Origin of the sequence: Streptomyces sp. DH24, from assembly GCF_029813775.1 — a bacterium.
Lineage (GTDB): Bacteria > Actinomycetota > Actinomycetes > Streptomycetales > Streptomycetaceae > Streptomyces.
The window spans coordinates 83,881-108,028 of record NZ_JARVKW010000001.1 but is presented as its reverse complement, the minus strand read 5'-3'; the positions used below and the strand labels follow the sequence as shown (position 1 = coordinate 108,028).

Annotated in this window: 22 protein-coding genes; 10 read left to right on the top strand and 12 right to left on the bottom strand. The window is 72.5% G+C overall.

Translation table 11 applies throughout. The features are described 5' to 3' along the window. Positions 1–26: 26 nt before the first annotated feature. The 6 genes from QC282_RS00510 to QC282_RS00485 all read left to right on the top strand — a co-directional run bounded on the left by QC282_RS00510 (position 27) and on the right by QC282_RS00485 (position 7,333). Entirely contained in the window at positions 27–1,391 is a 1,365-nt protein-coding gene (locus QC282_RS00510; protein WP_279547104.1) for a sugar ABC transporter substrate-binding protein, read from the top strand. A 133-nt stretch (positions 1,392–1,524) separates the two neighbouring features. Further along, positions 1,525–2,322: a rhamnogalacturonan acetylesterase gene (locus QC282_RS00505; protein WP_279547103.1), complete on the top strand. Its 798-nt coding sequence runs from the start codon at positions 1,525–1,527 to the stop codon at positions 2,320–2,322. A 33-nt stretch (positions 2,323–2,355) separates the two neighbouring features. Then, positions 2,356–3,657: a pectate lyase gene (locus QC282_RS00500; RefSeq protein WP_279547102.1), complete on the top strand. Its 1,302-nt coding sequence runs from the start codon at positions 2,356–2,358 to the stop codon at positions 3,655–3,657. 134 nt (positions 3,658–3,791) lie between these two features. Further along, positions 3,792–4,910 carry a pectinesterase family protein gene (locus QC282_RS00495; protein WP_279547101.1) on the top strand — a complete coding sequence of 373 codons (1,119 nt, stop codon included), beginning with the start codon at positions 3,792–3,794 and terminating at the stop codon, positions 4,908–4,910. Beyond that, the gene (locus QC282_RS00490) at positions 4,903–6,183 is read left to right on the top strand and encodes a pectate lyase (RefSeq protein WP_279547100.1); all 1,281 of its coding nucleotides are present in this window, start codon (positions 4,903–4,905) and stop codon (positions 6,181–6,183) included. The genes QC282_RS00495 and QC282_RS00490 overlap by 8 nt, the downstream gene beginning before the upstream one ends. Then, entirely contained in the window at positions 6,170–7,333 is a 1,164-nt protein-coding gene (locus tag QC282_RS00485; protein ID WP_279547099.1) for a dienelactone hydrolase family protein, read from the top strand. The genes QC282_RS00490 and QC282_RS00485 overlap by 14 nt, the downstream gene beginning before the upstream one ends. Position 7,334: 1 nt before the next feature. On the opposite strand, the gene QC282_RS00480 is transcribed toward QC282_RS00485, so the two are convergent. The 10 genes from QC282_RS00480 to QC282_RS00435 form a co-directional block, all read right to left on the bottom strand. Continuing rightward, positions 7,335–9,545, bottom strand: a complete 2,211-nt coding sequence (locus tag QC282_RS00480; RefSeq protein WP_279547098.1) for a family 43 glycosylhydrolase — start codon at positions 9,543–9,545, stop codon at positions 7,335–7,337. Between the two features lie 184 nt (positions 9,546–9,729). After that, on the bottom strand, positions 9,730–10,560 hold the full coding sequence (locus tag QC282_RS00475; protein WP_279547097.1) for a pectate lyase: 831 nt from the start codon (positions 10,558–10,560) through the stop codon (positions 9,730–9,732). 212 nt (positions 10,561–10,772) lie between these two features. Next, positions 10,773–11,636, bottom strand: a complete 864-nt coding sequence (locus QC282_RS00470; protein ID WP_279547096.1) for a hypothetical protein — start codon at positions 11,634–11,636, stop codon at positions 10,773–10,775. Then, a complete protein-coding gene (locus tag QC282_RS00465; protein ID WP_279547095.1) occupies positions 11,633–12,205 on the bottom strand; it encodes a SigE family RNA polymerase sigma factor in 573 nt (190 codons plus the stop codon). The genes QC282_RS00470 and QC282_RS00465 overlap by 4 nt, the downstream gene beginning before the upstream one ends. Positions 12,206–12,469: 264 nt before the next feature. Beyond that, positions 12,470–13,927, bottom strand: a complete 1,458-nt coding sequence (locus QC282_RS00460; protein WP_279547094.1) for a penicillin-binding protein 2 — start codon at positions 13,925–13,927, stop codon at positions 12,470–12,472. Positions 13,928–14,005: 78 nt separating this feature from the next. Then, on the bottom strand, positions 14,006–14,665 hold the full coding sequence (locus tag QC282_RS00455; protein WP_279547093.1) for a response regulator transcription factor: 660 nt from the start codon (positions 14,663–14,665) through the stop codon (positions 14,006–14,008). Further along, on the bottom strand, positions 14,662–15,909 hold the full coding sequence (locus QC282_RS00450) for a histidine kinase (RefSeq protein ID WP_279547092.1): 1,248 nt from the start codon (positions 15,907–15,909) through the stop codon (positions 14,662–14,664). The genes QC282_RS00455 and QC282_RS00450 overlap by 4 nt, the downstream gene beginning before the upstream one ends. Beyond that, positions 15,906–16,925, bottom strand: coding sequence for a hypothetical protein (locus tag QC282_RS00445; RefSeq protein ID WP_279547091.1), 1,020 nt, complete (start codon positions 16,923–16,925; stop codon positions 15,906–15,908). Before QC282_RS00445 ends, QC282_RS00450 begins: the two co-directional genes overlap by 4 nt. Before the next feature lie 130 nt (positions 16,926–17,055). Next, complete coding sequence (locus QC282_RS00440) at positions 17,056–17,529, bottom strand: GNAT family N-acetyltransferase (RefSeq protein ID WP_279547090.1); 474 nt, start codon at positions 17,527–17,529, stop codon at positions 17,056–17,058. Positions 17,530–17,532: 3 nt separating this feature from the next. Further along, entirely contained in the window at positions 17,533–18,306 is a 774-nt protein-coding gene (locus QC282_RS00435; RefSeq protein WP_279547089.1) for an IclR family transcriptional regulator, read from the bottom strand. A gap of 151 nt (positions 18,307–18,457) precedes the next feature. On the opposite strand from QC282_RS00435, the gene QC282_RS00430 reads away from it, so the two are divergent. The 4 genes from QC282_RS00430 (at position 18,458) to QC282_RS00415 (ending at position 22,519) form a co-directional block, all read left to right on the top strand. Then, entirely contained in the window at positions 18,458–19,987 is a 1,530-nt protein-coding gene (locus QC282_RS00430; RefSeq protein WP_279547088.1) for an aldehyde dehydrogenase (NADP(+)), read from the top strand. Between the two features lie 84 nt (positions 19,988–20,071). Continuing rightward, a complete protein-coding gene (locus QC282_RS00425) occupies positions 20,072–20,575 on the top strand; it encodes a GNAT family N-acetyltransferase (RefSeq protein WP_279547087.1) in 504 nt (167 codons plus the stop codon). Positions 20,576–20,651: 76 nt separating this feature from the next. Further along, complete coding sequence (locus QC282_RS00420; RefSeq protein WP_279547086.1) at positions 20,652–21,365, top strand: DsbA family oxidoreductase; 714 nt, start codon at positions 20,652–20,654, stop codon at positions 21,363–21,365. A 104-nt stretch (positions 21,366–21,469) separates the two neighbouring features. Further along, complete coding sequence (locus tag QC282_RS00415) at positions 21,470–22,519, top strand: aminotransferase class V-fold PLP-dependent enzyme (protein ID WP_279547085.1); 1,050 nt, start codon at positions 21,470–21,472, stop codon at positions 22,517–22,519. Positions 22,520–22,789: 270 nt separating this feature from the next. On the opposite strand, the gene thpD is transcribed toward QC282_RS00415, so the two are convergent. Next, on the bottom strand, positions 22,790–23,683 hold the full coding sequence (gene thpD, locus QC282_RS00410; protein ID WP_279547329.1) for an ectoine hydroxylase: 894 nt from the start codon (positions 23,681–23,683) through the stop codon (positions 22,790–22,792). 3 nt (positions 23,684–23,686) lie between these two features. Continuing rightward, positions 23,687–24,085, bottom strand: a complete 399-nt coding sequence (locus tag QC282_RS00405) for an ectoine synthase (RefSeq protein WP_279547084.1) — start codon at positions 24,083–24,085, stop codon at positions 23,687–23,689. Positions 24,086–24,148 lie beyond the last annotated feature (63 nt).

Below are 24,148 nucleotides of genomic sequence, written 5' to 3'. Positions count from 1 at the left end.
TGGAACCAGAAGAAGAGAGCCGACCAATGAAGATCAGCATTCGCAGCAGCAGAACCACAGGCGGGCGCCGCACCACGGCCGCCGTCGCCCTCGGTGCCGTGCTCGCGCTCACCGCCACCGCCTGCGGCGACGACGGCAGCGGTGCGGGCGGCGACAGCGGCGCCGACGGCAGCGGCAAGGGCAAGATCGTCTTCTGGGACAACAACGGCGGTGTCCGCACGGACATCTGGAAGGAGATCATCGCCGACTTCGAGAAGGCCCACCCGGACATCGACGTCGAGTACGTCGGCATCGCCTCCACCGAGTACCAGTCGAAGGTCGACACCGCCCTCCAGGGCGGCGGCCTGCCGGACGTCGGCGGTGTCGGCGCGGCGATGCTCGCCGGGTTCGCCGCGCAGGACGCGCTGGAGCCGCTGGACTTCCGCCTCGCCAAGTCCACGCTGAACGGCAAGCTCAACGAGGACATGATCACCTCCCTGAAGGCGGCGGGCGGCGGCGACGACCGGCTGTACTCGGTGCCGACCTCGGCCAACAACGGCGTCCTGTACTACCGCACCGACCTGTTCCGCAAGGCGGGCCTGGACGAGCCGTCGACCTGGGACAACTTCTACAAGGCCGCGAAGAAGCTCACCAACGCCGGCAAGAACGAGTTCGGCTACACCATCCGCGGCGGCGCCGGCTCCATCGCCCAGGCGCTGGACGCGATGTACGGGCAGTCCGGGATCACGTCCTTCTGGGACTCCACGGGCGAGAAGACCACCGTCAACGACCCGAAGAACGTCGAGGCGCTGGAGAAGTACGCGGCCCTCTACAAGAAGGTCACGCCGGCCGCCGACCTGAACAACGACTTCACCAAGATGGTCGCCCAGTGGGACTCCGGCACCATCGGCATGCTGAACCACAACCTCGGTTCGTACCAGGACCACGTGAAGGCCTTCGGCGCCGACAACTTCCGGGGCATTCCGCAGCCGACCGGTCCCGGCGGCAAGCGCGTCCAGGTGTCCAACCCGGTGGACGGGCTGGGGCTGTTCAAGAGCTCCAAGAACAAGGACGCGGCCTGGAAGTTCATCGAGTTCGCCGTCTCGCACGAGGAGAACTCGAAGTTCAACGAGTCGGCGGGACAGGTGCCGGCCAACAACGACGCCGCCAAGGACGCGTGGGTGTCGAAGGCGGAGCCGACGAAGCTGGCCGCCGAGGCGCTGTCGGACGGGTCGACGACGATCGTGCAGCTGCCGTACTACCTGCCGGACTGGAACACGATCTCCAAGGCCGACAACGAGCCGAACTTCCAGAAGGTGCTGCTCGGGAAGATGACCGCGAAGGACTTCCTGGACACGCTGGCCGGACAGCTGAACGAGGCGCAGGCCGAGTGGAAGGGGCAGCAGGGCTGACGCCCTTCCGATTGCCGGGTTTCCCGGGGCGGCTCGTGTGCGTTTCGGGCCGCGGGCCGTCCCCGGTTCCTCGCGCGGTTCCCCGCGCCCCTCGGGGCGTTGAGCCCTCCCCTTTCCTGAAAGGCAGCCTGTTGTGTCCATGAGCCGTAGACAAGTCGCCGTCGCCGCCATGGCCGCTGTTCCTCTTGTTCTCGGCGCGGGTGGTGTCGCCCGGGCCGGTGGGAAGGGTGCTCGGACCCTTTTCATCGCCGGGGATTCCACCGCCGCCCAGAAGTACGCCGACGCCGCTCCCGAGACGGGGTGGGGGATGGCCGCGCCGTTCTTCCTGCACTCCGGGATCGCGGTGTCCAACCACGCCGTCAACGGGCGGAGTTCGAAGAGTTTCGTCGACGAGGGGCGGCTGGACGTCGTTCTCGGGGCCGTTCGGCCCGGGGACATCCTGCTGATCCAGTTCGCGCACAACGACGAGAAGAGCGCGGACCCGACGCGGTACACCGAGCCCTGGTCGACGTACCAGGACTACCTGCGGACGTACGTCGAGGGCGCCCGGGCCCGTGGCGCCCGGCCCGTGCTGGCCACGGCCGTCGAGCGGCGGCGGTTCGACGCCGCCGGCAACGCGTTGGAGACGCACGGCGAGTACCCGGCGGCGATGCGGGCCCTCGCCGCCGAGGAGCAGGTGGCGCTGCTCGACATCCAGGCCCTGTCGCTCGCGCTGTGGCAGGAGCTCGGCGCCGAGGAGACGAAGAAGTACTTCAACTGGACCGCGACCGAGCAGGACAACACGCACTTCAATCCGCCGGGCGCGATCGAGGTCGCGCGGCTCGTGACGCGGGAGCTGCTGCGCACCGGGGTGCTGCGGCCGCGTGACGTGCGCCGCCTGGACGACGTGGTCCCCGAGTCGTGGATCACCTGGCCCGAGGCCACCGCGTAAAGACCTGAACATCCGAAGAAGGAGAGCCGCACAGTGAACAGACATCTATGGCATGGGCATGCCATAAAAGTGGGTGCGCTGGCCGGGTGCACCGCGCTCGTACTGTCCCTGACCGGGACCGCCGCCCAGGCACACGGCGACATCGCCAGGCAGACGCTCGGCGCGGGCGACGGCTGGGGCTCCCACGGCACCGGCACCACCGGAGGCGCCGCCGCCGACGCCGAGCACGTCTACACCGTGACGACATGGGCGCAGTTCAAGGCCGCCCTCGCGGCCGGAGGCGACGCGCCGAAGATCATCAAGGTCAAGGGCATGATCGACGCCGTGGCCGAGGGCTGCGAGGCGTTCGAGGCCGAGGGCTACGACTTCGACCAGTACCTCGCCGACTACGACCCCGCCGTGTGGGGCTACGACACCCCCGTCAGCGGCCCCCAGGAGGACCTGCGGGCCGCCTCGGCGAAGAACCAGGACGCGGGCATCAAGGCCAACGTCCCCGCCAACACCACGATCATCGGCGTCGGCCGCAACGCCGGGATCCTCGGCGGCAGCCTCCAGATCCGGGGCGTCGACAACGTCATCGTCCGCAACCTCACCATCGAGGCCCCGCTCGACTGCTTCCCGCAGTGGGACCCGACCGACGGCGCGACCGGCGCCTGGAACTCCGAGTACGACGCCGTCGTCGTGTACGGCTCGACCCACGTCTGGATCGACCACAACACCCTCACCGACGGCCGTCACCCGGACAGCGCCCTGCCGTCCTACTACGGCGAGGTCTACCAGCAGCACGACGGCCTCCTCGACGTCGTACGCGGCGCCGACCTCGTCACCGCGTCGTGGAACTCCTTCGAGGACCACGACAAGACCATGCTGATCGGCAACAGCGACAGCGCCGGCGCGACCGACACCGGCAGGCTGCGGGTCACCCTGCACCACAACCGCTTCGAGGGCATCGTCGAGCGCGCCCCGCGCGTCCGCTTCGGCCAGGTCGACGCCTACAACAACCACTTCGTCGTCACCGAGGACCAGAACTACGGCTACACCTTCGGCATCGGCAAGGACTCGCGGCTGTACGCCACGCACAACGCGTTCTCGCTGCCGGACGACGTCAGCGCCGCCAAGACGCTGAAGAAGTGGAGCGAGGCGCCGCTCACCGCCGAGCACAACCACGTCAACGGCCGCCTCACCGACCTGATCGCCGTGCACAACGCGGAGATCCCCGCCGAGACCCTGCAGTCCGGCGCAGGCTGGACGCCCACCCTGCGCACCAAGGTCGACCCGCCGCGCGCGGTCCCCGCGATCGTCGACCACCGCGCGGGCGCCGGCCGGCTGCGCTGACCCACCCCGAACCGGCCGGGGCGGCCCGCACCGCATCCCCAGCAGGGCTGCGCCCGCCCCGGCCCCGCACCTACCCCCCACGGCGAGGAAGTACCCGACCCACCCGCACCAGCCGCACAGCAAGGAGCACCCGCATGCCCTCGCCCCAACGTCCCCCGTCCAGAAGAGGGTTCCTGCTCGCGACCGCCGCGGCCGGCGCCGCGCTCGGCCTCGTACCCGGCACCGCCTCGGCCACCGCCCGCCCCCGCCCGTTCGGCCGGTACGGCTCCCCGGCCGCCCGCCTCACCCCGGGCACCCTGTACGTCGACCCGCACGGCCGCGGCGACTTCACCTCCGTGCAGGCCGCCGTGAACGCCGCCACCGGCAGCGCCCGTACGCTGGTCCTCGCGCCCGGCACCTACCGCGAGACCGTCTCGGTCGACGCCACCCGTACGGAGATGACCTGGCTCGGCGCCGGCGACGGCCCCCGCGACGTCGTCATCGTGTACGACAACGCGGCCGGCACGCCCAAGCCCGACGGCTCCGGCACCTACGGCACCACCGGCTCCGCCACCACCACCGTCAGGGCGGACGGCTTCACCGCCCACCGGATCACCTTCGCCAACGACTGGCTGCGCGCCGACCACCCCGGCCTCACGGGCACCCAGGCCGTCGCCATCAAGGTCATGGGCGACCGCTCCGCCTTCCACCACTGCCGCTTCCTCGGCCACCAGGACACCCTGTACGCCGACACCACCTCCCTGGACCGGTTCGCCCGCCAGTACTTCTCGCACTGCTACGCCGAGGGCGACGTCGACTTCGTGTTCGGCCGGGCCACCGCCGTCTTCGAGCACTGCCACTTCCGCACCCTGACCCGCACCGACCTGTCCGGCGCCCCGTACGGCTTCGTGTTCGCGCCGTCCACGGCGGGCGCCAACCCGCGCGGCTACCTCGTGACGAACAGCCGCGTCAGCAGCGAGGCCCCGGACGCCCACTACAAGCTGGCCCGCCCCTGGGTGCCCAGCTCCGACCGCACCGCCCGCCCCATGCTCACCGTCCGGGACAGCACCCTCGGCGCCGGCATCGACGCGGTCGCCCCCTACGCCAACATGTCGGACGCCCACCCGTGGCAGGCGCAGCGCTTCGCCGAGTACCGCAACTCCGGTCCCGGCGCCCGGATCACCGTGCCGGAGAACCGTCCCCAACTCACCGACGAGGAGGCCCTGTCGCACACCAGGGCCGCCTACCTCGGCGACTGGAGGCCCCATGCGTAGGGTCCTGACCGGCGCGCTGCTCGCCGGTGCCTGTCTGCTGGCCTCCCCGCCGCTGCCCGCCGCCGCGGCCGGGCCGGGCCCCGTCGGCTGGGCGTCCACCGGCGGCGGCACCACCGGCGGCGCGGGCGGCACCACCTGGACCGTGGACACCCGCGCCGAACTCAAGGCGGCCCTCGCCAACCACGGCGACCCGGCCGCCCCGAAGGTGATCCGGGTCGTCGGCGACATCGACGGCCACGAGGCGGACGACGGCACCCTGCTCGGCGAGCAGGACTACGCGCCCGGGTACGACCTCACCAAGTACATGTCCTGCTTCGGCCCGGACGGCACCACCTGGTCCGACACCCGCCACGAGTACTGCGGGCAGCAGCGCCGGCTGCGGCAGACCGGCTCCAACCGGGAGAAGGCGCAGATCCAGCTGACCGTGCCGAGCAACACCACGCTCGTCGGCGCCGGCGACGACGCCCGGCTGCTCGGTGTGTTCCTCACCGTCAACACCGGTAGCAACATCATCGTCCGCAACCTCCATCTGGAGGCCCCGGTCGACCACTTCACGAGCTGGTCCCCGGACGACGGCGCCCGGGGCAACTGGAACGCCCGCTTCGACGCCATGACGGTGATCACCGGCCGGAACATCTGGATCGACCACTGCACCTTCACCGACGGCCGGTACCCCGACCGCGAGGCACCCGCCGGCTTCCACGGCGAGCCCGTGCAGCGGCACGACGGGCTGCTCGACATCGAGGACGGCTCCGACCTCGTCACCGTCTCCGACAGCCGATTCACCGACCACGACAAGGCGCTCCTGATCGGCTCGGGCGACGGGCGCGGCGACCGGGACCGCGGCCGGCTCAGGGTGACGTTCGTCGGCAACCTGTTCACCGGCATCGCGCAGCGCGCGCCCCGCGTCCGCTTCGGACAGGTCCACGTCCTCAACAACGTCTACCGGGGCAGCGCGGACGGCACCCTCTACGCGCTGGGCGTCGGAGTGGAGTCCGCGGTCTTCTCCGAGCGGAACGTCTTCGGCTACCCCGGGGGCACACCGTCCCTGGTGATCGGCGCCTACGGGGGCGAGCACTTCCGCGACACCGGCTCCTGGTTCAACGGCCGCCCGGCCCGCCTGGACGAGGTGGCCGGCGGCCTCGGCCTCACCGGCGACGTCGGCTGGCACCCCGCCGACGTCTACGACTACCGGCCGTTCACCTCGGCGGCGGCCGTCGAGCATCACGTCCTGCGTCACGCGGGGACCGGGAGGCAGCATGACCGGCCGTGACGCCCTGGGCCGCAGGACGTTCGTGACGGGAGCCGCCGCCGCGGCGTTCGTCGCCGGTCCGGGCGGCGCGAGCGCACAGGCGGCCGAGCTCGTCGGCGGCAACCTGCCCGACTTCCACCGGGCCCTCAAGGACGAGCTGGACTTCCCGCTCGCCTGGGGCACCTCTCCGGTCCGTGACTTCGGGGCGTGGCGCCGCGCCGCCCGCGCCACGGTCGAGGAACACCTGCTCGTCGACCGGCAGCACGGCGTGCCGTACGCGCCCGAGTTCACCGACCGCGCCGAGACCCACGGCTTCACGCGCGAGCTGGTCACGGTGTCCCTCACCCGCTACGAACGGGTCCGGGGCGCCCTGCTCACCCCGCACGGCACCGGCCCCTTCCCGGCGGTGCTGCTGTTGCACGACCACGGCGCGAAGTTCGACATCGGCAAGGAAAAACTCGTCCGCCCCTGGTACGACGACACCCGGCTCGCCTCCGCGCGGGCGTGGGCGGACCGGTGCTTCAGCGGTCGCTTCGTCGGCGACGAACTCGCCCGGCGCGGCTACGTGGTGCTGTGCCTGGACGCCCTCGGCTGGGGCGACCGCGGGCCGGTCACCTACGAGCAGCAGCAGGCCCTCGCCGCCAACTTCTACAACCTCGGCTCCTCGCTCGCCGGGCTCGTGGCCCGCGAGGACGCCCGCGCCGCCGGGTTCCTCGCCGGCCTCGACCGGGTGGACGCCCGCCGGGTCGCCGCCGTCGGCTTCTCCATGGGCGCCTACCGCGCCTGGCAGACGGCGGCGCTCAGCGACCACGTGGCCGCGGCGGCGAGCGTGTGCTGGATGACCGGCCTGAAGGAGATGATGGTGCCCGGCAACAACACGCTGCGCGGGCAGTCGGCGTACTACATGCTGCACCCCGGCCTCGCCCGCCACCTCGACATCCCCGACGTGGCGAGCATCGCCGCCCCGAGGCCCATGTACTTCCTCGGCGGCGAACAGGACACCCTGTTCACCGCCGAGGGGGTCCGCACGGCCTACGGGAAGATGCGCGCGGTCTGGTGTTCCCGGGACGCCGGGGACCGGCTCCGTACCCAGGTGTGGCCGGGCCTCGGGCACGTCTTCACGGCGCCCATGCAGGACGAGGTGTTCGGCTGGCTGGACACGGTGGTGTGAGTCACCGCACCGGCCGGACCGACTCCAGCGTCGGCACCACCGGTTCGATCGTGCCGTCGGGCGCGAAGGCCAGGCGGTCGACGGTGGTCTCCCGGTGCGTGCCGTCGCCGCCCGGACGGCCGGGGCCGTTCAGGGCGAACCGGTGGTAGACGGCGTACCAGCGGTCGGTGCCCGGCGCGTTCACCACGGAGTGGTGGCCGGTGCCGAGGATGCCGTACTCGGGGCGCTTGGACAGGATCGTGCCCCGCTTGGTCCACGGCCCGAGCGGGGACGGTCCCGTCGCGTACGCCACGTGGTAGTTCTCGCTGCGGGTGTCGTCCTCGGACCACATGAAGTAGTAGGTGCCCTTCCGCTCGATCACGAACGAGCCCTCGCGGTAGTTGTCCGGGGTGATGTCCTTCACCCGGGACGCGTCGAACGACACCATGTCGTCGGCGAGCGGCGCCACGTACGCGCGCCCGTTGCCCCAGTACAGGTAGGCCTGCCCGTCGTCGTCCGTGAAGACCGCCGGGTCGATCATCTGGCCCGCGAACCGCCCCTTGGCGACGAGGGGTTCGCCGAGCGCGTCCCGGAACGGGCCGGCGGGGGAGTCCGCGACGGCGACGCCGATCTGCTGTTCCGCGCAGAAGTAGAGGTAGTACTTGCCGTCGCGCTCGGCGATCGCCGGCGCCCAGGCGTACTTGTCGGCCCACGCCACGTCCGGTCCCAGGTCCAGGACGACGCCGTGGTCCTTCCAGTGCACGAGGTCCTTGGACGAGTACGCCGTGAAGCGGGTGCCGCCCCAGCCCCGGAAGCCGTCCGTCGTCGGATAGATCCAGTACTCGCCGTCCATGAAGCGCACGTCCGGGTCGGCGTTGAGGCCCGGCAGGACCGGACTGCGGGTGGGCACCGCCTCCACCGTCCAGGTGCGCCGGGTGCCGTCCGGCGCCGTCACGGTGTACGTCTGCGGTCTGCGGAAGTCGCGGCGCGTGCCGGGGCGCGGGCTGACGGTGGCGCCCTTCGCGGCCCACAGCCGGGGCGCGAGGCGGGACAGGTCGGCGTCCGGGTCCATCGGCAGCACCACCTTCGAGGCGCTCTCGGTGACGACGCCGTAGCCCTTCTGCCCCTCGGCGGTCACGTCCACGACCGACGCGGGCGTGGCCGGGTAGGCGGCCAGCAGCCGGTCGTACTCCTCCTGCGTGACCGGCAGCACCGTGCCGTGCCGCGGGCTGGCCGGCAGCTGGTAGTCCGTGGACGGCGTCCATGTCCCGGAGTCCAGGTCGGTGGTCTCGAAGGGCAGATAGCCCCGGCCGCCGTACTCGTCGATGAAGAGGTACCACTTCTCCTCGGTGTTGGACTTGAACACCGTCGGCCCCTCGCCGCGGTCCATCGCCCCGCTGCCGATGCAGTCCGCGACGAAGTCGTACGACGTGTCCGTCAGCGACCGCGACTTCTCGGCGGTGACGAACTTCGAGCAGGGCGAGCCGGACGACGGGTCGCGCTCGTCCTTGGTGAAGCGGTGGTAGGTGCCCTCGTGCGCCACGACCGTGGAGTCGATGACCGAGTAGCCCGGGTCGTTCCACACCTTCGGCTCGCTGAAGTCGCGGAAGTCCTTCGTCGTCGCGTACAGCATCTTGTTGTACGTCGATCCGGTGTGGCCGGGGTCGTCCTCGGCGTACAGCTTCGACGCCCAGAACACGACGTACTGCCCGAGGGACTCGTCCCAGTAGGCCTCCGGCGCCCAGGCGTTGCCCGCGTTGTCGGGGGCGACCTTCACCAGTCGCTGGTCGGTCCAGTGCACCAGGTCGGTGGACTCCCACACCATGACCGACTTGCTGCCGTGCCGCTGGACCTCGTCCCAGCTGCCGCTGCTGTTGCGGTACATCCGCAGGTCGGTGGCGATCAGGTAGAACCGGTCGCCGTCGGGGGAGCGGATCACGAACGGGTCGCGCAGCCCCTGCTCGCCGACGGTGGAGGTCAGCACCGGCTTCCCGGCGTTCAACTCCCGCCAGTGCAGGGGGTCGTTGCCGCGGCTGAGGGCGTAGCGGATCTGTTCGCCGTCGGCCGTGCCCTCGCCGGTGAAGTAGGCGAAGAGGTAGCCGGCGTACCGGGGCTCGGTCAAGTGCGGGGCTCCTGGGCGTGCGGTGCCCGGTGGGGCGGTGAACAGGGAGAGGAGAAGGGCGGTCAGGGTGAGGAGGGGGACCAGGAGCGTGCGGGCGGTGGGACGGCGCATGACACTTCCTGTGGGAGTCTGGGGGATTCTGTTGGGCGGTGTGCCCTCGGAGTGTCATCAGCCGGGGACGGGGCGTCAACAGACCACGGTGCGCCGAAAGTTTCGGGTGTTTTCGTCCCCGCGCGCGGCGGCCCCCGCCGGTCGTCATGTCGTCGTCACCGGCGGGGGCCGCTTCGCGCAGGTGTCACTGGTAGCTGACGTCCGCGGACGTGAAGCGGCAGTACGTGCCGTCCGGGCCCGAACCGATTTCCTTGGGCTCGGCACCGGTGTCGTTGCCCTGGAAGCGGGTGCACGTCTTGATCTTCTTGCCGCTGTCGCCGTGGACGCGCACGTTGCGCAGCGCGGCCGTGTCGCCGTAGTTCTGGTTGATGCCCACGATCGACTTGCCGGGCGCCGTGATGTCGACGTCGTTGACGATGACCGTCCGCCTGTACTGCGTGGCGCAGTTGCCGCAGGACCGCACCAGCTTGCCGAAGTCCTCCACCTGGAACTTGGTGACGACCAGCTTGCCGGCGCCGTTGAACTGCAGCACCTTGTCGGAGGCGTTCCTCGCGCCGCCGCCGTACACGGTGTACACGGAGTTCGCCGACTTGCCCTTGAAGCTGGCCGCGTCCTCGCCGACGTCCAGCCACCACACGTTCCGCAGGGTGCAGCTGCCCAGGCAGTGCACGCCGTCCGCGGCCGGGGTGCCGATGACGACGTTCTTCAGGGTCGCGCCGTCGGCCAGCTCGAAGACCGGGTCCTGGCCCTCTTCCTGGCCGTCGCCACCCAGGGCGCCCGAGCCGTAGAACTTCTTCAGACCGCCGTCGTAGGTGCCCGACACCTTGATCGTGGACGGCACGGCCCGGCTGCCCTCGGCGGTCGGCCAGGGCGACGCCGCGCCCGCGGTGGACAGCGTCGTCGTCGTGACGATCGCCGCGCCCGTGATGCCTAGGGCGGCGGCCCCGGCGACGACAGCACGCCGCCCGGTGACCCGGCGGCGGTGGCGGACGCGCTGTTCGACTCGTGCAGTCATGCCCATTCCTTGCGTGGGAGGTGATCTTTCGCCTGCTGGTCGCCGCCCGTGCCGGAAGGGTTGCCGCGAGTCCGGGAACTTTCCCGAGTCGTCCCCGCCGGCAACTCCCACGAGTCCGCCCCGCCGCCGATTCCTACGAGTCCGCCCCGCCGCCGATTCCTACGAGTCCGCCCCGCCGCCGATTCCTGCGAGTCCGCCCCCGTCGCCCATTCCTACGAGTCGCCCTCGTCGGCGTCCGCGTCGTCGCGCGGCGCGAAGTCGCCGCCCACCGACAGCCGATCGGAGCCCGCCGTCGCCGCCGCGCCGTAGGAGTCGCCGCCGGCGTCGCGCCCGCCGCGCTCGTGGTCGTACTGCCCCGCGAACATCCACTCGCCCGCCGGGACCCTGCGGCCCTCCTTGAGCGTCCAGGTGTAGACGAGGAAACCGTCGCGCTCCTCGACGCTCAGCGTGAAGTCGCTCTCCGGCAGCGTCCGCCAGGCGCCCGTCGAGGACACCCCGCCGGTCTGCGCGATCCGCAACTGCACGGTGAGCGCGGTCAGTTCCTCGCTCGTCCTGAGCGTGACGTTGCTCTGCGCCCAGAACTCGTTGCTGTGCGGGTCGACCGAACCGTCCGACCACAGCGGCCCGTTCTCCACACCGGCGCCGGCGCCGACCACGGGCTGCCGGATGGTGGGGGACCCGGACGGCGGCCGGGAGGCGGGCCGGTCCGGCCGCCCGGCGGAGGGCGAGCCGCTCGGCGCCGGGTCGGCCGGCGGCACGGGGGCGCGGCTCGTCGCGTCCGGCGACGGTGCCGGGGTCGGCGAGACCGCGACCGTCTGCGGCGGGGTGTCCTCCTTCACCGCTGACGCCACCGCGTAGCCGCCGACGCCGAGCACCCCCGCGACCGCTGCCGTCGCCGACACCACCCGCACCCAGCCGGACACCGGCGGGCGGGTCGCCCGGCGCTCGGGCCGCGCGGGACCGGCCATGCCGTGCTCCACGCGGGCCAGGATGCGCGCCCGGTCCGGTTCGTGCCCCGCCGCCGCCTCGTGCAGCCGGGCGCGCAGCTCGTCGTGCACGTCCCGCTGCATGGTCATCGGTCCCTTCCCGCGGCCTGGCCGGTGCGCGGCAGTCCCGCCGCGTGCACCGTCCGCAGCGGGGCCTGCCGGGTGCCGAGCAGTCGCCCCAACTCGGCCATGCCCTTCGACGTCTGGCTCTTAACGGTACCGACCGAGATCCCGAGGGCCAGCGCGGTGTCCTTCTCCGACAGGTCGAACGCGTGCCGCAGCACCACGCAGGCGCGCTTGCGGAACGGCAGCCGGCGCAGCGCCTCCCGCACGTCGACGACTCCGGCGACGTCCGGGTTCTCGGTCCTCTCCTCGCGCTGCGGCCAGAACAGGGCGATGCGCCGCCGCTCCCGCACCGCGCTGCGTATCCGGGTGCGGGCCAGGTTGGCGACGACACCGCGCGCGTACGCCGCCGGGTGGTCCGCGGCGCGCACCCGGTCCCAGCGGTGCCACAGCGCCAGCAGGGCGTCCGCCGCCAGGTCGTCGGCGGTGTCGGACTCGCCGGTCAACAGGAGGGCGAGGCGGGAGAGTTCCGCGTAGTGGCGCTCGAAGAAGGCGTGGAACTCCGCGGAGGCGGCGTCGTCGACGACTGTGCCCACGGGCGACCTCTCCTCGCGGTGGCTCTCCGGCACCCGGCCGGATGCCTGTGCGTGTCATGCGTATGACATGTGACGGTCCGGAGCGGCCCCGGACGGGTTCCGGAGCGTAGCAGCGGCCCCCAGGCGTTCGTACGGGGGCTCGAACACTGTATGACCCGTCGACCCTGCTCCGGTAACACGGAAAAGACCTCGAAAAGGTTCGACGCGGGAACGGGAAGCGGGCGGCAGGGGTGTCTTGCGGCACCCCTGCCGCCCGCGCGGCGCTCAGTCCTGGAGCGCCGCCTCCATCATCGCCCTGGCCACCGGTGCCGCCAGCCCGTTGCCGGAGACCTCCGAGCGGGCCGCGTCCGACTGCTCGACCACCACCGCCACGGCGACCTGCTTGTCCGTCGAGTCGGACGTCGCGTACGAGGTGAACCAGGCGTACGGCGTCTTGCTGTTGTTCTCACCGTGCTGCGCGGTGCCGGTCTTGCCGCCCACCGTGGCCCCGTCGATGCGCGCGTTCGACCCGGTGCCCTCCTCGACCACCGTCCGCATCGCCGACGCCAGTTGCTCGGCCGTCGATGAGCTCACGATCCGCCGCGTGCTCGCCGAGTCGTCGTAGTCCTCCAGCACATCGCCGCCGCCGTCGGTGATCTGCGACACCATGTGCGGCGAGACCAGCTCGCCGCCGTTGGCGATGGCAGCGGACACCATCGCCATCTGCAGCGGCGTCGCCGTCACGTCGAACTGGCCGATGCCCGACAGCGCCGTCTCCGACTCGTTCATGTCCGACGGGTACACACTCGGGTAGGCCCGCACCGGCACGTCCTGCGTCTCGTCGTTGAACCCGAACCGCTCGGCCGTCTCCCGCACCTTGTCCCGGCCGAGGTCGACGGCCATCTTCCCGAAGACGTTGTTGCAGGAGTACTGGAGCGCGACCCGGATCGACGCGTTCTCGCAGGGCGCCGACGGGTTCTCGTTCGTCAGCTCCCGGACCGTGCCCGGCAGCCGGTACGGGTCCGGGCTGTCGGTCCGCTCGTCCACCGACCCGTAGAGCCCCTCCTCCAGCGCCGCCGCGGCCACCACCAGCTTGAACGTCGAACCCGGCGGCAGCGGCTGCCGCAGCGCCCGGTTCACCAGCGGCTTGTCCGGGTCCTTCGTGAGCCTCTTCCAGGCCTGCCCGGCGGTGTTGGCGTCCGTGAGCGACGACGGGTCGTACGACGGCGTCGACACCACCCCGAGGATCCGCCCCGTCGCCGGGTCGATCGCGACGGCCGCGCCCTTCTTGTCGCCGAGCGCCTCGTACGCCGCCCGCTGCACGTCCGGGTCGATCGTGGTGACCACGGTGCCCGGATCGGCCCGCGTGCCGGTGACCGTGTCCAGCACGGTCCGCAGCCGGCTGTCGGTGCCGTTGAGCAGGTCCTCGTAGATGCCCTCCAGTTGGGTGGGCGCGTAGGCCTGCGAGGCGTAGCCCGTCACCGCGGCGTACAGACCGCCGTCCTCGTACGTGCGCTTGTAGGCGAGGTCGCCGCCCTTCGTGCGCGCCGAGCCGGTGACCGACTCACCGGCCACCACGATGTTCCCCAGCGGCTCCGCGTACGTCTCGATCGCGCCCCGGCGGTTGTTCTTGTCGTCCGCGAGTGCCCGGCCCTCGTAGAACTGCACCCAGGTCGCCCGCAGCAGCAGGGCGAACACCAGCAGCAGAGTGAAGACCGCGGCACGCCTGATCGTCTTGTTCATGTCGACCTGATCGTCCTGTTCATTCCGACCGGCAAGACGAACGGCGACGGGCGGATCGTTCCCTTCCGCCCCGTTTTCTCATCGGGCGTTCATGAAGCCCGCCTCGTACGCGGCGATCACCGCCTGTGTGCGGTCCCGGGTGCCGGTCTTCGACAGGACCGAGGCCACGTGCGTCTTCACGGTGGCCGGCCCGACGTCCATGCGCCGCGCGATCTCCGCGTTGGTCAGCCCGCCCGCCATCAGCCGCAGCACCTCGCTCTCACGGCCCGTGAGCCGCGCCACCCACGGCGGCGGCGCGGGATTCGCGCGCGCGTGCTCGGTGGCCAGCGCCCGCACGGCCGCCGGGAACAGCAGGCTGTCGCTGCGCGCCACCAGCCGCACGGCCCCCACGAGTTCGTCGGCGCCGGCCCGCTTGAGCAGGAACCCGGCGGCCCCGGCGCGCAGCGCGTCGTACACGTACGAGTCGTTCTCGAAGGTGGTCACGACGACGATCCGGGGCGGGTCGTCCAGCGTGGCGAGGATCTGCTCCGTGGCGCGGATGCCGTCGGTCCCGGGCATCCGGACGTCCATGAGGACCACGTCGGGCCGGGTCTCGCGCACGACGGACACCGCCTCCGCTCCGGAGGCGGCCTCGCCGACGACCTCCAGGTCCGGTTCGGCGGAGAGGATCGCGCGCAGCGCGGTGCGCACCATGCGCTCGTCGTCGGCGAGGACGATCCTCAGGGGCGGGCGGCTCATGCGGGTCCCTTCATCGGCAGGCGTACGTGCAGCCGCCACCGCCCCCCGGCCGCGCCGGCCCGGGCGGTGCCGCCCAGCAGCCGGGCCCGGTCGGCGATGCCGCGCAGGCCGTGGCCGCCGCCGGGGCGGGCGGGGGCGCTCGCGCCGGCATCGCCCAGGGGGTTGGTGACGGTGATCTCCAGATGGTCGTCGGCGATCTCCACCCGCAGGTCCACGGCGACCTGGTCGCCGGCGTGCCGCAGGGCGTTGCTCAGGCCCTCCTGCACGATGCGGTACGCCTCCCGCGACACCAGCGGCGGCAGCGTCCCGGGGCCGGTGGCGACCGTCGCGGTCACGCGCGGCCCGCCCGCCCGGGTGCGGCGCAGCAGCCCGTCCAGGTCGGACTCCAGGGTGGGCGCGGGCGCGGTGCCCGGCGCGTCGCCGTCCCGCAGCACGCCCAGCACGGCGTCGAGTTCGCCGACGGTGCGCCGGGTGGTGTCCTCGATCGCGGCGAGGGCCTCCCGGGCGAACCCCGGGTCGGCGTCCAGGACCCGGCGGGCCGCGCTCGCCTGGAGCATGACCGCGCTCAGCGCATGGCCGACGGAGTCGTGCAGCTCCCGGGCGAGCCGGTTGCGCACGGCCAGGTCCGCGGCGCGCGCCTCGGCCGCCGCCAGCCGGTCCTCGGGGCCGGGTCCGAGCAGCGCGGGCGCCCACCGGGCCAGCAGGGCACCGCTCCCGGCCGCGCAGGACGCCAGCGTCAGCAGCACGGCGACCCCCAGGAACGGGGAGAGCGCCAGCAGCCAGGGCTCGCCGAACACCTCGGGCAGCCCGAGCCTGCTGTCGCCCAGGACGACGAAGAACGGCAGCACGATCAGCAGTGCCCCGAGCGGCGGCACGGCCAGGGTCATGCCCGCGACGATCCCGCCGAGCCCCAGGTGCAGCGTGAACCACAGGGCGGCACGGCCCTTCTCGCGCCGGCCGCGGGCGGGCCCGTAGGCCAGCCGGTCGGCGTCGACGTCGCACAGCCAGCGCACGGCTCCGGCCTCCAGCGGCCGGGTCAGCGGGAACAGCGACGTGACGGCGGCCAGCGGCAGGCCCACCGCGAAGGCGTACAACGGCATCGGCCCGAGGACCGCGTCCGTGGACTGGCCGAGGACGAGCTCGCCGACGAGGACGTACGGCATGGCGAGCGCGCCGCCGAGGATCAGGTGGATCCAGCGGCGGCGCGCCCGCCGGCCGAACAGCGGCCGGGCGAAGGCCCTCACGCCGTCGGGCGCCGCGCGGCCGTGGCGGACCGCTTCGCGAGGTAGTGGGCGCCGACGGAGGCGACGAGGAGACCGACGGTCATCTGGCCAGCGTAGGCCAGGTACATCAGCTGCGTGGGCCGGTCGGCGGGGTCGTCCGAGGGAACCAGGGAGGCGGCCGCCATCCAGCCGCCCCAGCAGGCCACGGCACCGGAGCAGACCCAGGCGAGCGCCAGCGGCACGCGCACCGGCAGCGCCCGGCCGCGCCGGAAGGCGAGCATGCCGCCCGCGGCGACCGCGACCAGGATGAACACCACATACAGGGCCTCCAGTACGTGGAAGTCGCTGCCGCGGTCCGCGATCACGCCCTCGCTCAGCCCGGTCGTGCCGCCGCACGCCCACAGCAGCCGCAGCGCGAGCGGGAACAGGGCGAGCACGGCGGCGGCGACGGCGGCGGCCCGCTGCGCCGGGCCCATGGTCCCGGCGGGCAGGTCCCACACCCGGCCCTGCCACAGGTGGCCCCAGCGGTCGCGGGCGTAGCGCACGAACAGCGTGCCCAGGGCCAGGCCCTGCACGATGAACCCGCCGTAGACGACGGCGAACACCCAGGAGTCGAGGAAGGGTTCGCCCGAGCCGCCGTCCGTGCCCGCCCTCCCGCCGCCGAACGCGGTCACCAGCAGCTGGAGCGGATACCCGGTCATGATCGGCGCGAGCAGCCCGGTCGCGGCCCACATCGGCAGGGTCAGCAGCCAGGCGGGCACCCGGCGCCCCCACGGCCGGGTCAGCAGCAGCGCCAGCACGATCACCGCGCTGTCCATCAGCACGGTGAGGAGGTTGGCGACGACCAGGCTCGTACGGTTCTCCAGCAGCGGACTGCCCGCCGGGACACCGATCCCACTGCCGGCGACCCAGGCGATCTTCAGGGAGAGGTACGGCAGGCAGGAGACGATGGCGACCGCGCGCAGCAGCCTGCCGGACCGGGGGAGGACGGGGGCGCCGGCGGGGTGGGCCGGTGCGGGGGCGAGTGACTGCGTCATGCGTCCAGACTCCCGCGCGGCCCGCCCCGGACACGTCCTGCACACCGACGATCCGCCTCCGCCGCACGGGGGAGGTGCCCTCGTCGTCCCCGGTGACTCGCGTCGTCCCCGGGAACTCGCGGCGGGCCGGTCAGTCCTCCAGCCGCAGGACGACCTCGTCGATCTCGGCGCCCCGCGCGGGCGCGTACCCGGTCGCCCGCGCGGACCGGCGGAAACCGCACTTCTCCAGCACGCGCAGCGACCCCGCGTTGTCCGCCGCCGCACGCGCGTACAGCGGGCGCTCCGGCACCTCGGCCAGCAGCGCCAGCAGCGCCCCCGTCGCGATGCCGCGCCCCCAGTAGGCGCGGTCCACCCAGTAGGTGACCTCGCGCTCGCCGGGCGGCCCGTACACCGCGGCGTGGCCCACCACGTCCCCGTCCAGCAGCACGGTCCGGGGCAGGACGTCGGCCGAGGCGCGCAGCCGCTTCCAGTGGGCCTCGAAGGCGTCCCGGTCGGCGGGGTCCTCGGGGGTGAACGCCGCCATGCGCAGCGACTCGGGGTCGTTCAGCTGCCGGTAGAACACGGGCAGATCGCTGTCGTGCACGGCACGGAGGGCGATGTCCACGGGTCAGAGCCTCCGGGTGGCGAGGGTGAGGCGGTCGCGCGCGTCGAACAGCGCGTCCTTGACCATCTGCTCGTGCGCGGGCGTCAGCCGCGCCACCGGCACCGAGCAGCTGATCGCGTCGCGGGCCGGCGTGCGGTAGGGGATCGCGACGCCGAAGCAGCGCAGCCCGAGGGTGTTCTCCTCGCGGTCCACGGCGAAGCCCTGCTCCCGCACCTGGTGCAGCTCCTCGATGAGCCTCTCGCGGTCGGTGATGGTGTTCTCGGTGAGCGCGGGCAGCGTCTCCGGGAGCATCTTGCGGACCTGTTCGTCCGCGTACGTGGCCAGGATCGCCTTGCCCAGCGAGGTGGAGTGGGCGGGCAGCCGGCGGCCCACGCGCGTGAAGGGACGCAGGTAGTGCTGCGACTGCCGGGTGGCCAGGTAGACGACGTTCGTGCCGTCGAGGCGGGCCAGGTGGATGGTCTCCGTGGTGTCGTCCGAGAGCCGGTCCAGCGTCGGCCGGGCCGCCGCGACCACCTCGTCGCCGTCGATGTACGAGGTGCCGACCAGCAGGGCCCGTACGCCGATGCCGTACCGCGTGCCCGTCGCGTCGGTCTCCACCCAGCCCAGTTCCACGAGGGTGCGCAGCAGCATGTAGAGGCTGGACTTGGGATAGCCGACGGCCTCCTGGACCGCCGCCAGGGAGTGCATTCCGGGTCGGCCCGCGAAGTACTCGAGCAGTTCCACCGTCCGCACCGCGGACTTGACCTGCGCCCCGCCGCCCGCCTCGCCTGCCGACATCGCCGTTGACCCCTTCGTTCGACGAGCACCTGGAGTTATAGTCTCCGAACAGCATTCATCATCAGAGACAGCGTTCAGTATATCGAACGCGCCTGGTGGATCGTACATAACTGCGGCATTGCATGCGGCAATCAATGTGGAGGGATCCGCGGTGGCAGCAGCACCAGTCTGGAGTGTCGACCCCCGAACCGGGAAGCAGCGTGAACAGGTTGCGGTGGAGGCCACAGCCCAGGAGGTGGACGCCGCCGTTCGCGCCGCGCACGCCGCGCGGGGCGCCCTCGCCGACCGCGCGGTGCGCGCGGCGTTCCTGCGCTCCGCCGCCGACGAGCTGGAGGCGGCCAAGGACGGTCTCGTGGAGACCGCCGACGCCGAGACCGCGCTCGGCCCGGTCCGGCTCACCGGCGAACTCGCCCGCACCTGCTACCAGCTGCGGGCCTTCGCCGACATCGTGGACGAGGGCGCCTTCCTCGACGTCGTCATCAACCACCCCGACGACACCGCCACCCCGCCGGTCCCGGACCTGCGCCGCTACAAGGTGCCGCTCGGCGTGGTCGCCGTCTACTCGGCGTCGAACTTCCCCTTCGCCTTCTCCGTCGCCGGCGGCGACACCGCGAGCGCCCTCGCCGCGGGCTGCCCGGTCGTCGTCAAGGCACACCCCGACCACCCGGCCCTGTCCGAGCTGGTCGCCAAGGTGCTGCGCCGCGCCGCCGCCCGGCACGACGTCCCCGAGGGCGTGCTCGCTCTGGTGCACGGCTTCGAGGCCGGCATCGAGCTGATCAAGCACCCGCTGGTCGCCGCGGCCGGCTTCACCGGTTCGGTGCGCGGCGGTCGCGCCCTGTTCGACGCGGCGGCCGCCCGCCCCGTCCCGATCCCCTTCCACGGCGAGCTCGGCTCCCTGAACCCCGTCGTGATCACCGAGGCCGCCGCGGGTGAGCGCGCCGAGGCGATCGGCGCGGGGCTGGCCGGCTCGATGACGCTGGGCGTCGGCCAGTTCTGCGTGAAGCCGGGCCTGGTGCTCGCCCCGTCCGGCGCGTCGGGCGACCGCCTCGTGAAGTCCCTGACGGAGGCCGTCAGCGACACCGACGCGGGTGTCCTCCTCGACCACCGCATGCGCGACAACTTCGTGGCCGGCGTCGCCGAGCGCGCCCAGCTGCCGGACGTGGACTCCCCGGTGACGCCGGGCGCGGGCGGCGAGCACACCGTCAGCGCGGGCTTCCTGACCGTCCCGGCGAGCCGGCTGGCCACCGAGGGCGAGCACGACCTGCTGCTGGAGGAGTGCTTCGGCCCGGTCACCGTCGTCGCCCGCTACGACGACGAGTCCGAGGTGCGGGCCGTGCTGTCCCGCCTGCCCGGCAACCTCACGGCGACCGTCCACCTCTCCGAGGAGGAGACGGCCGGACAGGGCCGCGGCACGGAGATCCTCGCGGAGCTGACCCCGCTCGCGGGCCGCGTCCTGGTCAACGGCTGGCCCACGGGCGTCGCGGTCGCCCCCGCCCAGCACCACGGCGGCCCGTACCCGGCGACGACGTCGACGTCCACGTCGGTCGGCGGCACGGCGATCGAGCGCTGGCTGCGGCCGGTGGCGTACCAGAAAACCCCCGAGGCGCTGCTGCCGCCGGAGCTGCGCGACGACAACCCCCTGGGCCTGCCGCGCAGGTTCAACGGCCGCCTGGAGCGCTGAGCGCGACGGCGGACGGACGAGACCTCCGACGCCGGCCGGCCGCGCGAGCGGAACCGGACCGGCGGAGGTCCCGTCCTCCTTCTCATGATCAGTGACCGTGGGACCGGGCGGCGGATCATCCGTACCGTGCTGCCCGCCGAGGCCGGGACCGTCGCCGCCCTGCACGCGCGGGCCCGGGCGACGTACTACCCGGGCGGGCCGCCGGACGACGGGACCGACTGGACGGCCGCCTGGCGCGGCGCCGTCGAACGGCCGGACGGCCAGGTGCTGTGCGCCGTGAGCGAGGGCCGGATCGTGGCCGTCGCCTCGTACCGCACCCCGCGCGGCGCACCCGCGGAAACGATCAAGCTGTTCCAGTTCCACGTCGAACCCGCCCACTGGGGCACCGGCATCGGCAGCGCCCTGCACGCCGCCTGCGTGGAGGAGTGGCGGGCCGACCGGCGCACGGCCGCCGTGCTCGACGTCCACGTCGGCAACCTGCGCGCCCGCGCCTTCTACGCCCGCCGCGGCTGGGTCCCCGACCCGCACACCCCGCCCGCGCCGGACGACCACCACCTCGCCCTGCGCTTCGCGGTCGGCGGGGAATGAGCCCGGACGTTTGAACGTTCACCTACCGGGCGGGGGAGCCTCCGTCCCCGTACGCCCGGAAGTGAGAGCGGACATCATGCGCGTCGAGATCTGGAGCGACATCGCCTGCCCCTGGTGCTACGTGGGCAAGGCCCGCTTCGACAAGGCCCTCGCCGCCTTCGAGTACCGGGACGACGTCGAGGTCGTGCACCGCTCCTTCGAGCTCGACCCGGGACGCGCCAAGGACGACGTGCAGCCCGTGCTGACCATGCTCAGCCGCAAGTACGGCATGACCGAGGCGCAGGCGCGGGCCGGCGAGGACAACCTCGGGCGGCAGGCCGCCGCCGAGGGACTTGAGTACCGCACCCGCGACCGCGACCACGGCAACACCTTCGACATGCACCGCCTGCTGCACTTCGCCAAGGAGCGGGGCCGCCAGGAGGCCCTGCTCGACGCGCTGTACCGGGCGAACTTCGCCGAGGAGCGGTCCGTCTTCGCCGACGACGAGCGGCTCGTGGAACTGGCCGCCGCCGCGGGCCTCGACGCCGACGCCGCCCGCGAGGTGCTCGGCGACCCGGCCGCCTACGCCGACGCCGTGCGCGCCGACGAGCGCGAGGCCGCGGAGCTCGGCGCGACCGGTGTGCCGTTCTTCGTCCTCGACCGCACCTACGGCGTCTCCGGCGCCCAGCCCGCCGAGGTCTTCACGCAGGCGCTGGTCCGGGCCTGGAGCGAACGGTCGCCGCTGACCCCGGTGGCCGACGGCGGCGCGGACGCGTGCGGTCCCGACGGGTGCGCCGTGCCGGGTGCCTGATCCCGCGACCGCGCAGGTCGGGCGCCATCCATAAGCGCTGCTTCGCGCATCCGTCAAGAAATACGCGATGGACTGAGGACCGGCCCGGCCTCACAGTGGGGGGCATGGAGACCTTCGAGAGCCTGGTCCGTGCCGAGTTCGCGCCGAAGAACACCTACCTGAACACCGCCAGCACTGGACTGCTGCCCGCCCGCACCGTGACCGCCCTGCACACGGCCGCCCAGGCCGCGGCGGCCGGGCGGCCGACCGACATGTTCGCCGACGTCGAGGCGGCCCGCGCCTCCTTCGCCCGGCTGACCGGGGTGCCCGCGAGCCGGGTCGCGGCCGGTGCCTCCGTCGCCGTCTACAGCGGACTGATCGCCGCGTCCCTGCCCGAGGGCGCCGAAGTCCTCACCGCGGACGGCGACTTCAGCTCCACGGTGAATCCCTTCCACGCGCGCGGCGACCTCAAGGTGCGGATCGTGCCGCTGGAGAGCCTCGCCGAGTCGGTGCGGCCCGGCACCGCCCTGGTCGCCGTCAGCGCCGCCCAGTCCGCGGACGGCCGGATCGCCGACCTGCCCGCGATCCGCGCGGCGGCACGCGAGCACGGGGCGCGCACCTACGTGGACGCCTCGCAGGCCGCCGGCTGGCTGGACCTCGACGCCGACGCCCACGACTACACCACCGCCGTCGCCTTCAAGTGGCTGCTCTGCCCGCGCGGCGTCACCTTCCTCGTCACGCCGGAGGACCCCGGCACGCTGCCCCCGCTGTTCGCCGGATGGGTGGCCGGGGAACGCCCCTGGGACTCCTGCTACGGCCCCATCGAGGAACTCGCCCACTCCGCACGGCGGTTCGACGAGAGCCCCGCCCTCTTCTCCTACGCCGGCGCCCGCCACTCCCTGGACATCGTCGAGGAACTGGGCGCGGACACGATCAGGGCCCACGACCTCGCGCTCGCCGACCGCTTCCGCGCGGGGCTCGGACGGCTGGGCCACGAACCGGTGCCCGCGCCGGGCTCGCCCATCGTCTCGGTGCCCGGACTCGGCCACCGCCAGGACGAGTTGAGCCGCGCCGGCGTCGAGGTCTCCGACCGCGCGGGCAACCTGCGCGCCGCGTTCCACCTCTACAACACCCCGGCCGACGTGGACCGCCTGCTGGACGTGCTGTCCGGCTGAGCGAACCCGGCCCGGACACACGGGCGGGCCGCGCCACCCGAGGGTGACACGGCCCGCCCGACGAACACGCGGAACGCGGAACGCGGAACCACCGCACCGGGGTGACCGTCATGGACTCACCGCACCGGCGTGAAGTCCCGAGCCCCGATGCTGTGTTGACCCGGGGGGCGACCCCCGGACCCCCGGCAGGGACTCACCGCACCGGCGTGAAGTCCCGAGCCCCGATGCTGTGTTGACCCGGGGGGCGACCCCCGGACCCCCGGCAGGGACTCACCGCACCGGCGTGAAGTCCCGAGCCCCGATGAACTCGGGGCGGCGCACCGGTGCCGCGAACGGCTCCACGGCCTCGTTCTCCACGCTGTTGAACACGATGAACACGTTGCTGCGCGGGAACGGCGTGATGTTGTCCCCGGAGCCGTGCATGCAGTTGCAGTCGAACCAGGTCGCCGAGCCGGCCCTGCCGGTGAACAGCTTGATGCCGTACTCCGACGCCATCTTCGTGAGCGCCTCGTCGGACGGCGTGCCCGCGTCCTGCATCTGCAGCGACTTCTTGTAGTTGTCCTTCGGCGTGGCCCCCGCGCAGCCGAGGAACGTCCTGTGCGACCCCGGCATGATCATGAGCCCGCCGTTGGTGTCGTAGTTCTCGGTCAGCGCGATCGAGACGGACACCGTGCGCATCCGCGGCAGGCCGTCCTCGGCGTGCCACGTCTCGAAGTCCGAGTGCCAGTAGAACCCGCTGGCACCGAAGCCCGGCTTGACGTTGATCCGCGACTGGTGGACGTACACGTCCGAGCCGAGGATCTGCCGCGCCCGTCCGACGACCCGCTCGTCGCGGACCAGTTGCGCGAACACCTCGCTGATCCGGTGGACCTCGAAGACGGACCGGATCTCCTTCGACTTCGGCTCCACGATGGAGCGTTCGTCGGCGCGGATCTCCGGGTCGGTGACGAGCCGCTCCAGCTCCTGCCGGTATACGGCCACCTCGTCGTCTGTGATGAGCTGGTCGACGGCGACGAAGCCGTCGCGCTCGAACCCCTGGAGGTCGGCGGCCGCGAACGGCCCCGGCGTGTCGGGCGCGCCCCAGACCACCGGGTCCTGGCGCGGGACGGCCACCTCGGTGGCGCCTCGGCTGGGATAGAGATCGGTGACGGTCGTGGTCACGATGAATCACACCTCCTCGGTGAGCAGCGGGTACACCCCGTTCTCGTCGTGGTCCTCACGGCCGGTCACGGGCGGGTTGAACACGCAGATGCATCGGAAGTCCTCCTTCACCTTCAGCGTGTGCCGCTCGTGCCCGTCCAGCAGGTACATGGTGCCGGGCGTGATCGTGTGGGTCTTCCCGGTCTCGTGGTCGGTCAGCTCGGCCTCGCCCTCGACGCAGACGACGGCCTCGATGTGGTTCGCGTACCACATCGACGTCTCCGTACCCGCGTACAGGATCGTCTCGTGCAGGGAGAAGCCCACTTTCTCCTTGGCGAGGACGATGCGCTTGCTCTCCCACGTCCCGGACGCTGACTTCACGTGCCGGTCGGTGCCTTCGACGTCCTTGAAAGAGCGGACAATCACGGTGTTGCGATGCCTCCTAGATGGGGTGTTTCAGATGCGTACGGTGCGTGCGGCCGGCCCGCG

What these genes read in the sequence shown, in the direction of transcription:
- QC282_RS00445 (WP_279547091.1), bottom strand. Translation starts at nt 16,925, where the DNA reads ATGACGCAGTCACTCGCCCCCGCACCGGCCCACCCCGCCGGCGCCCCC.
- QC282_RS00510 (WP_279547104.1), top strand. Translation starts at nt 27, where the DNA reads ATGAAGATCAGCATTCGCAGCAGCAGAACCACAGGCGGGCGCCGCACC.
- QC282_RS00420 (WP_279547086.1), top strand. Translation starts at nt 20,652, where the DNA reads ATGCGCGTCGAGATCTGGAGCGACATCGCCTGCCCCTGGTGCTACGTG.
- QC282_RS00485 (WP_279547099.1), top strand. Translation starts at nt 6,170, where the DNA reads ATGACCGGCCGTGACGCCCTGGGCCGCAGGACGTTCGTGACGGGAGCC.
- QC282_RS00480 (WP_279547098.1), bottom strand. Translation starts at nt 9,545, where the DNA reads ATGCGCCGTCCCACCGCCCGCACGCTCCTGGTCCCCCTCCTCACCCTG.
- QC282_RS00490 (WP_279547100.1), top strand. Translation starts at nt 4,903, where the DNA reads ATGCGTAGGGTCCTGACCGGCGCGCTGCTCGCCGGTGCCTGTCTGCTG.
- QC282_RS00460 (WP_279547094.1), bottom strand. Translation starts at nt 13,927, where the DNA reads ATGAACAAGACGATCAGGCGTGCCGCGGTCTTCACTCTGCTGCTGGTG.
- QC282_RS00475 (WP_279547097.1), bottom strand. Translation starts at nt 10,560, where the DNA reads ATGACTGCACGAGTCGAACAGCGCGTCCGCCACCGCCGCCGGGTCACC.
- QC282_RS00415 (WP_279547085.1), top strand. Translation starts at nt 21,470, where the DNA reads ATGGAGACCTTCGAGAGCCTGGTCCGTGCCGAGTTCGCGCCGAAGAAC.
- QC282_RS00435 (WP_279547089.1), bottom strand. Translation starts at nt 18,306, where the DNA reads ATGTCGGCAGGCGAGGCGGGCGGCGGGGCGCAGGTCAAGTCCGCGGTG.
- QC282_RS00425 (WP_279547087.1), top strand. Translation starts at nt 20,072, where the DNA reads ATGATCAGTGACCGTGGGACCGGGCGGCGGATCATCCGTACCGTGCTG.
- QC282_RS00470 (WP_279547096.1), bottom strand. Translation starts at nt 11,636, where the DNA reads ATGACCATGCAGCGGGACGTGCACGACGAGCTGCGCGCCCGGCTGCAC.
- QC282_RS00455 (WP_279547093.1), bottom strand. Translation starts at nt 14,665, where the DNA reads ATGAGCCGCCCGCCCCTGAGGATCGTCCTCGCCGACGACGAGCGCATG.
- QC282_RS00495 (WP_279547101.1), top strand. Translation starts at nt 3,792, where the DNA reads ATGCCCTCGCCCCAACGTCCCCCGTCCAGAAGAGGGTTCCTGCTCGCG.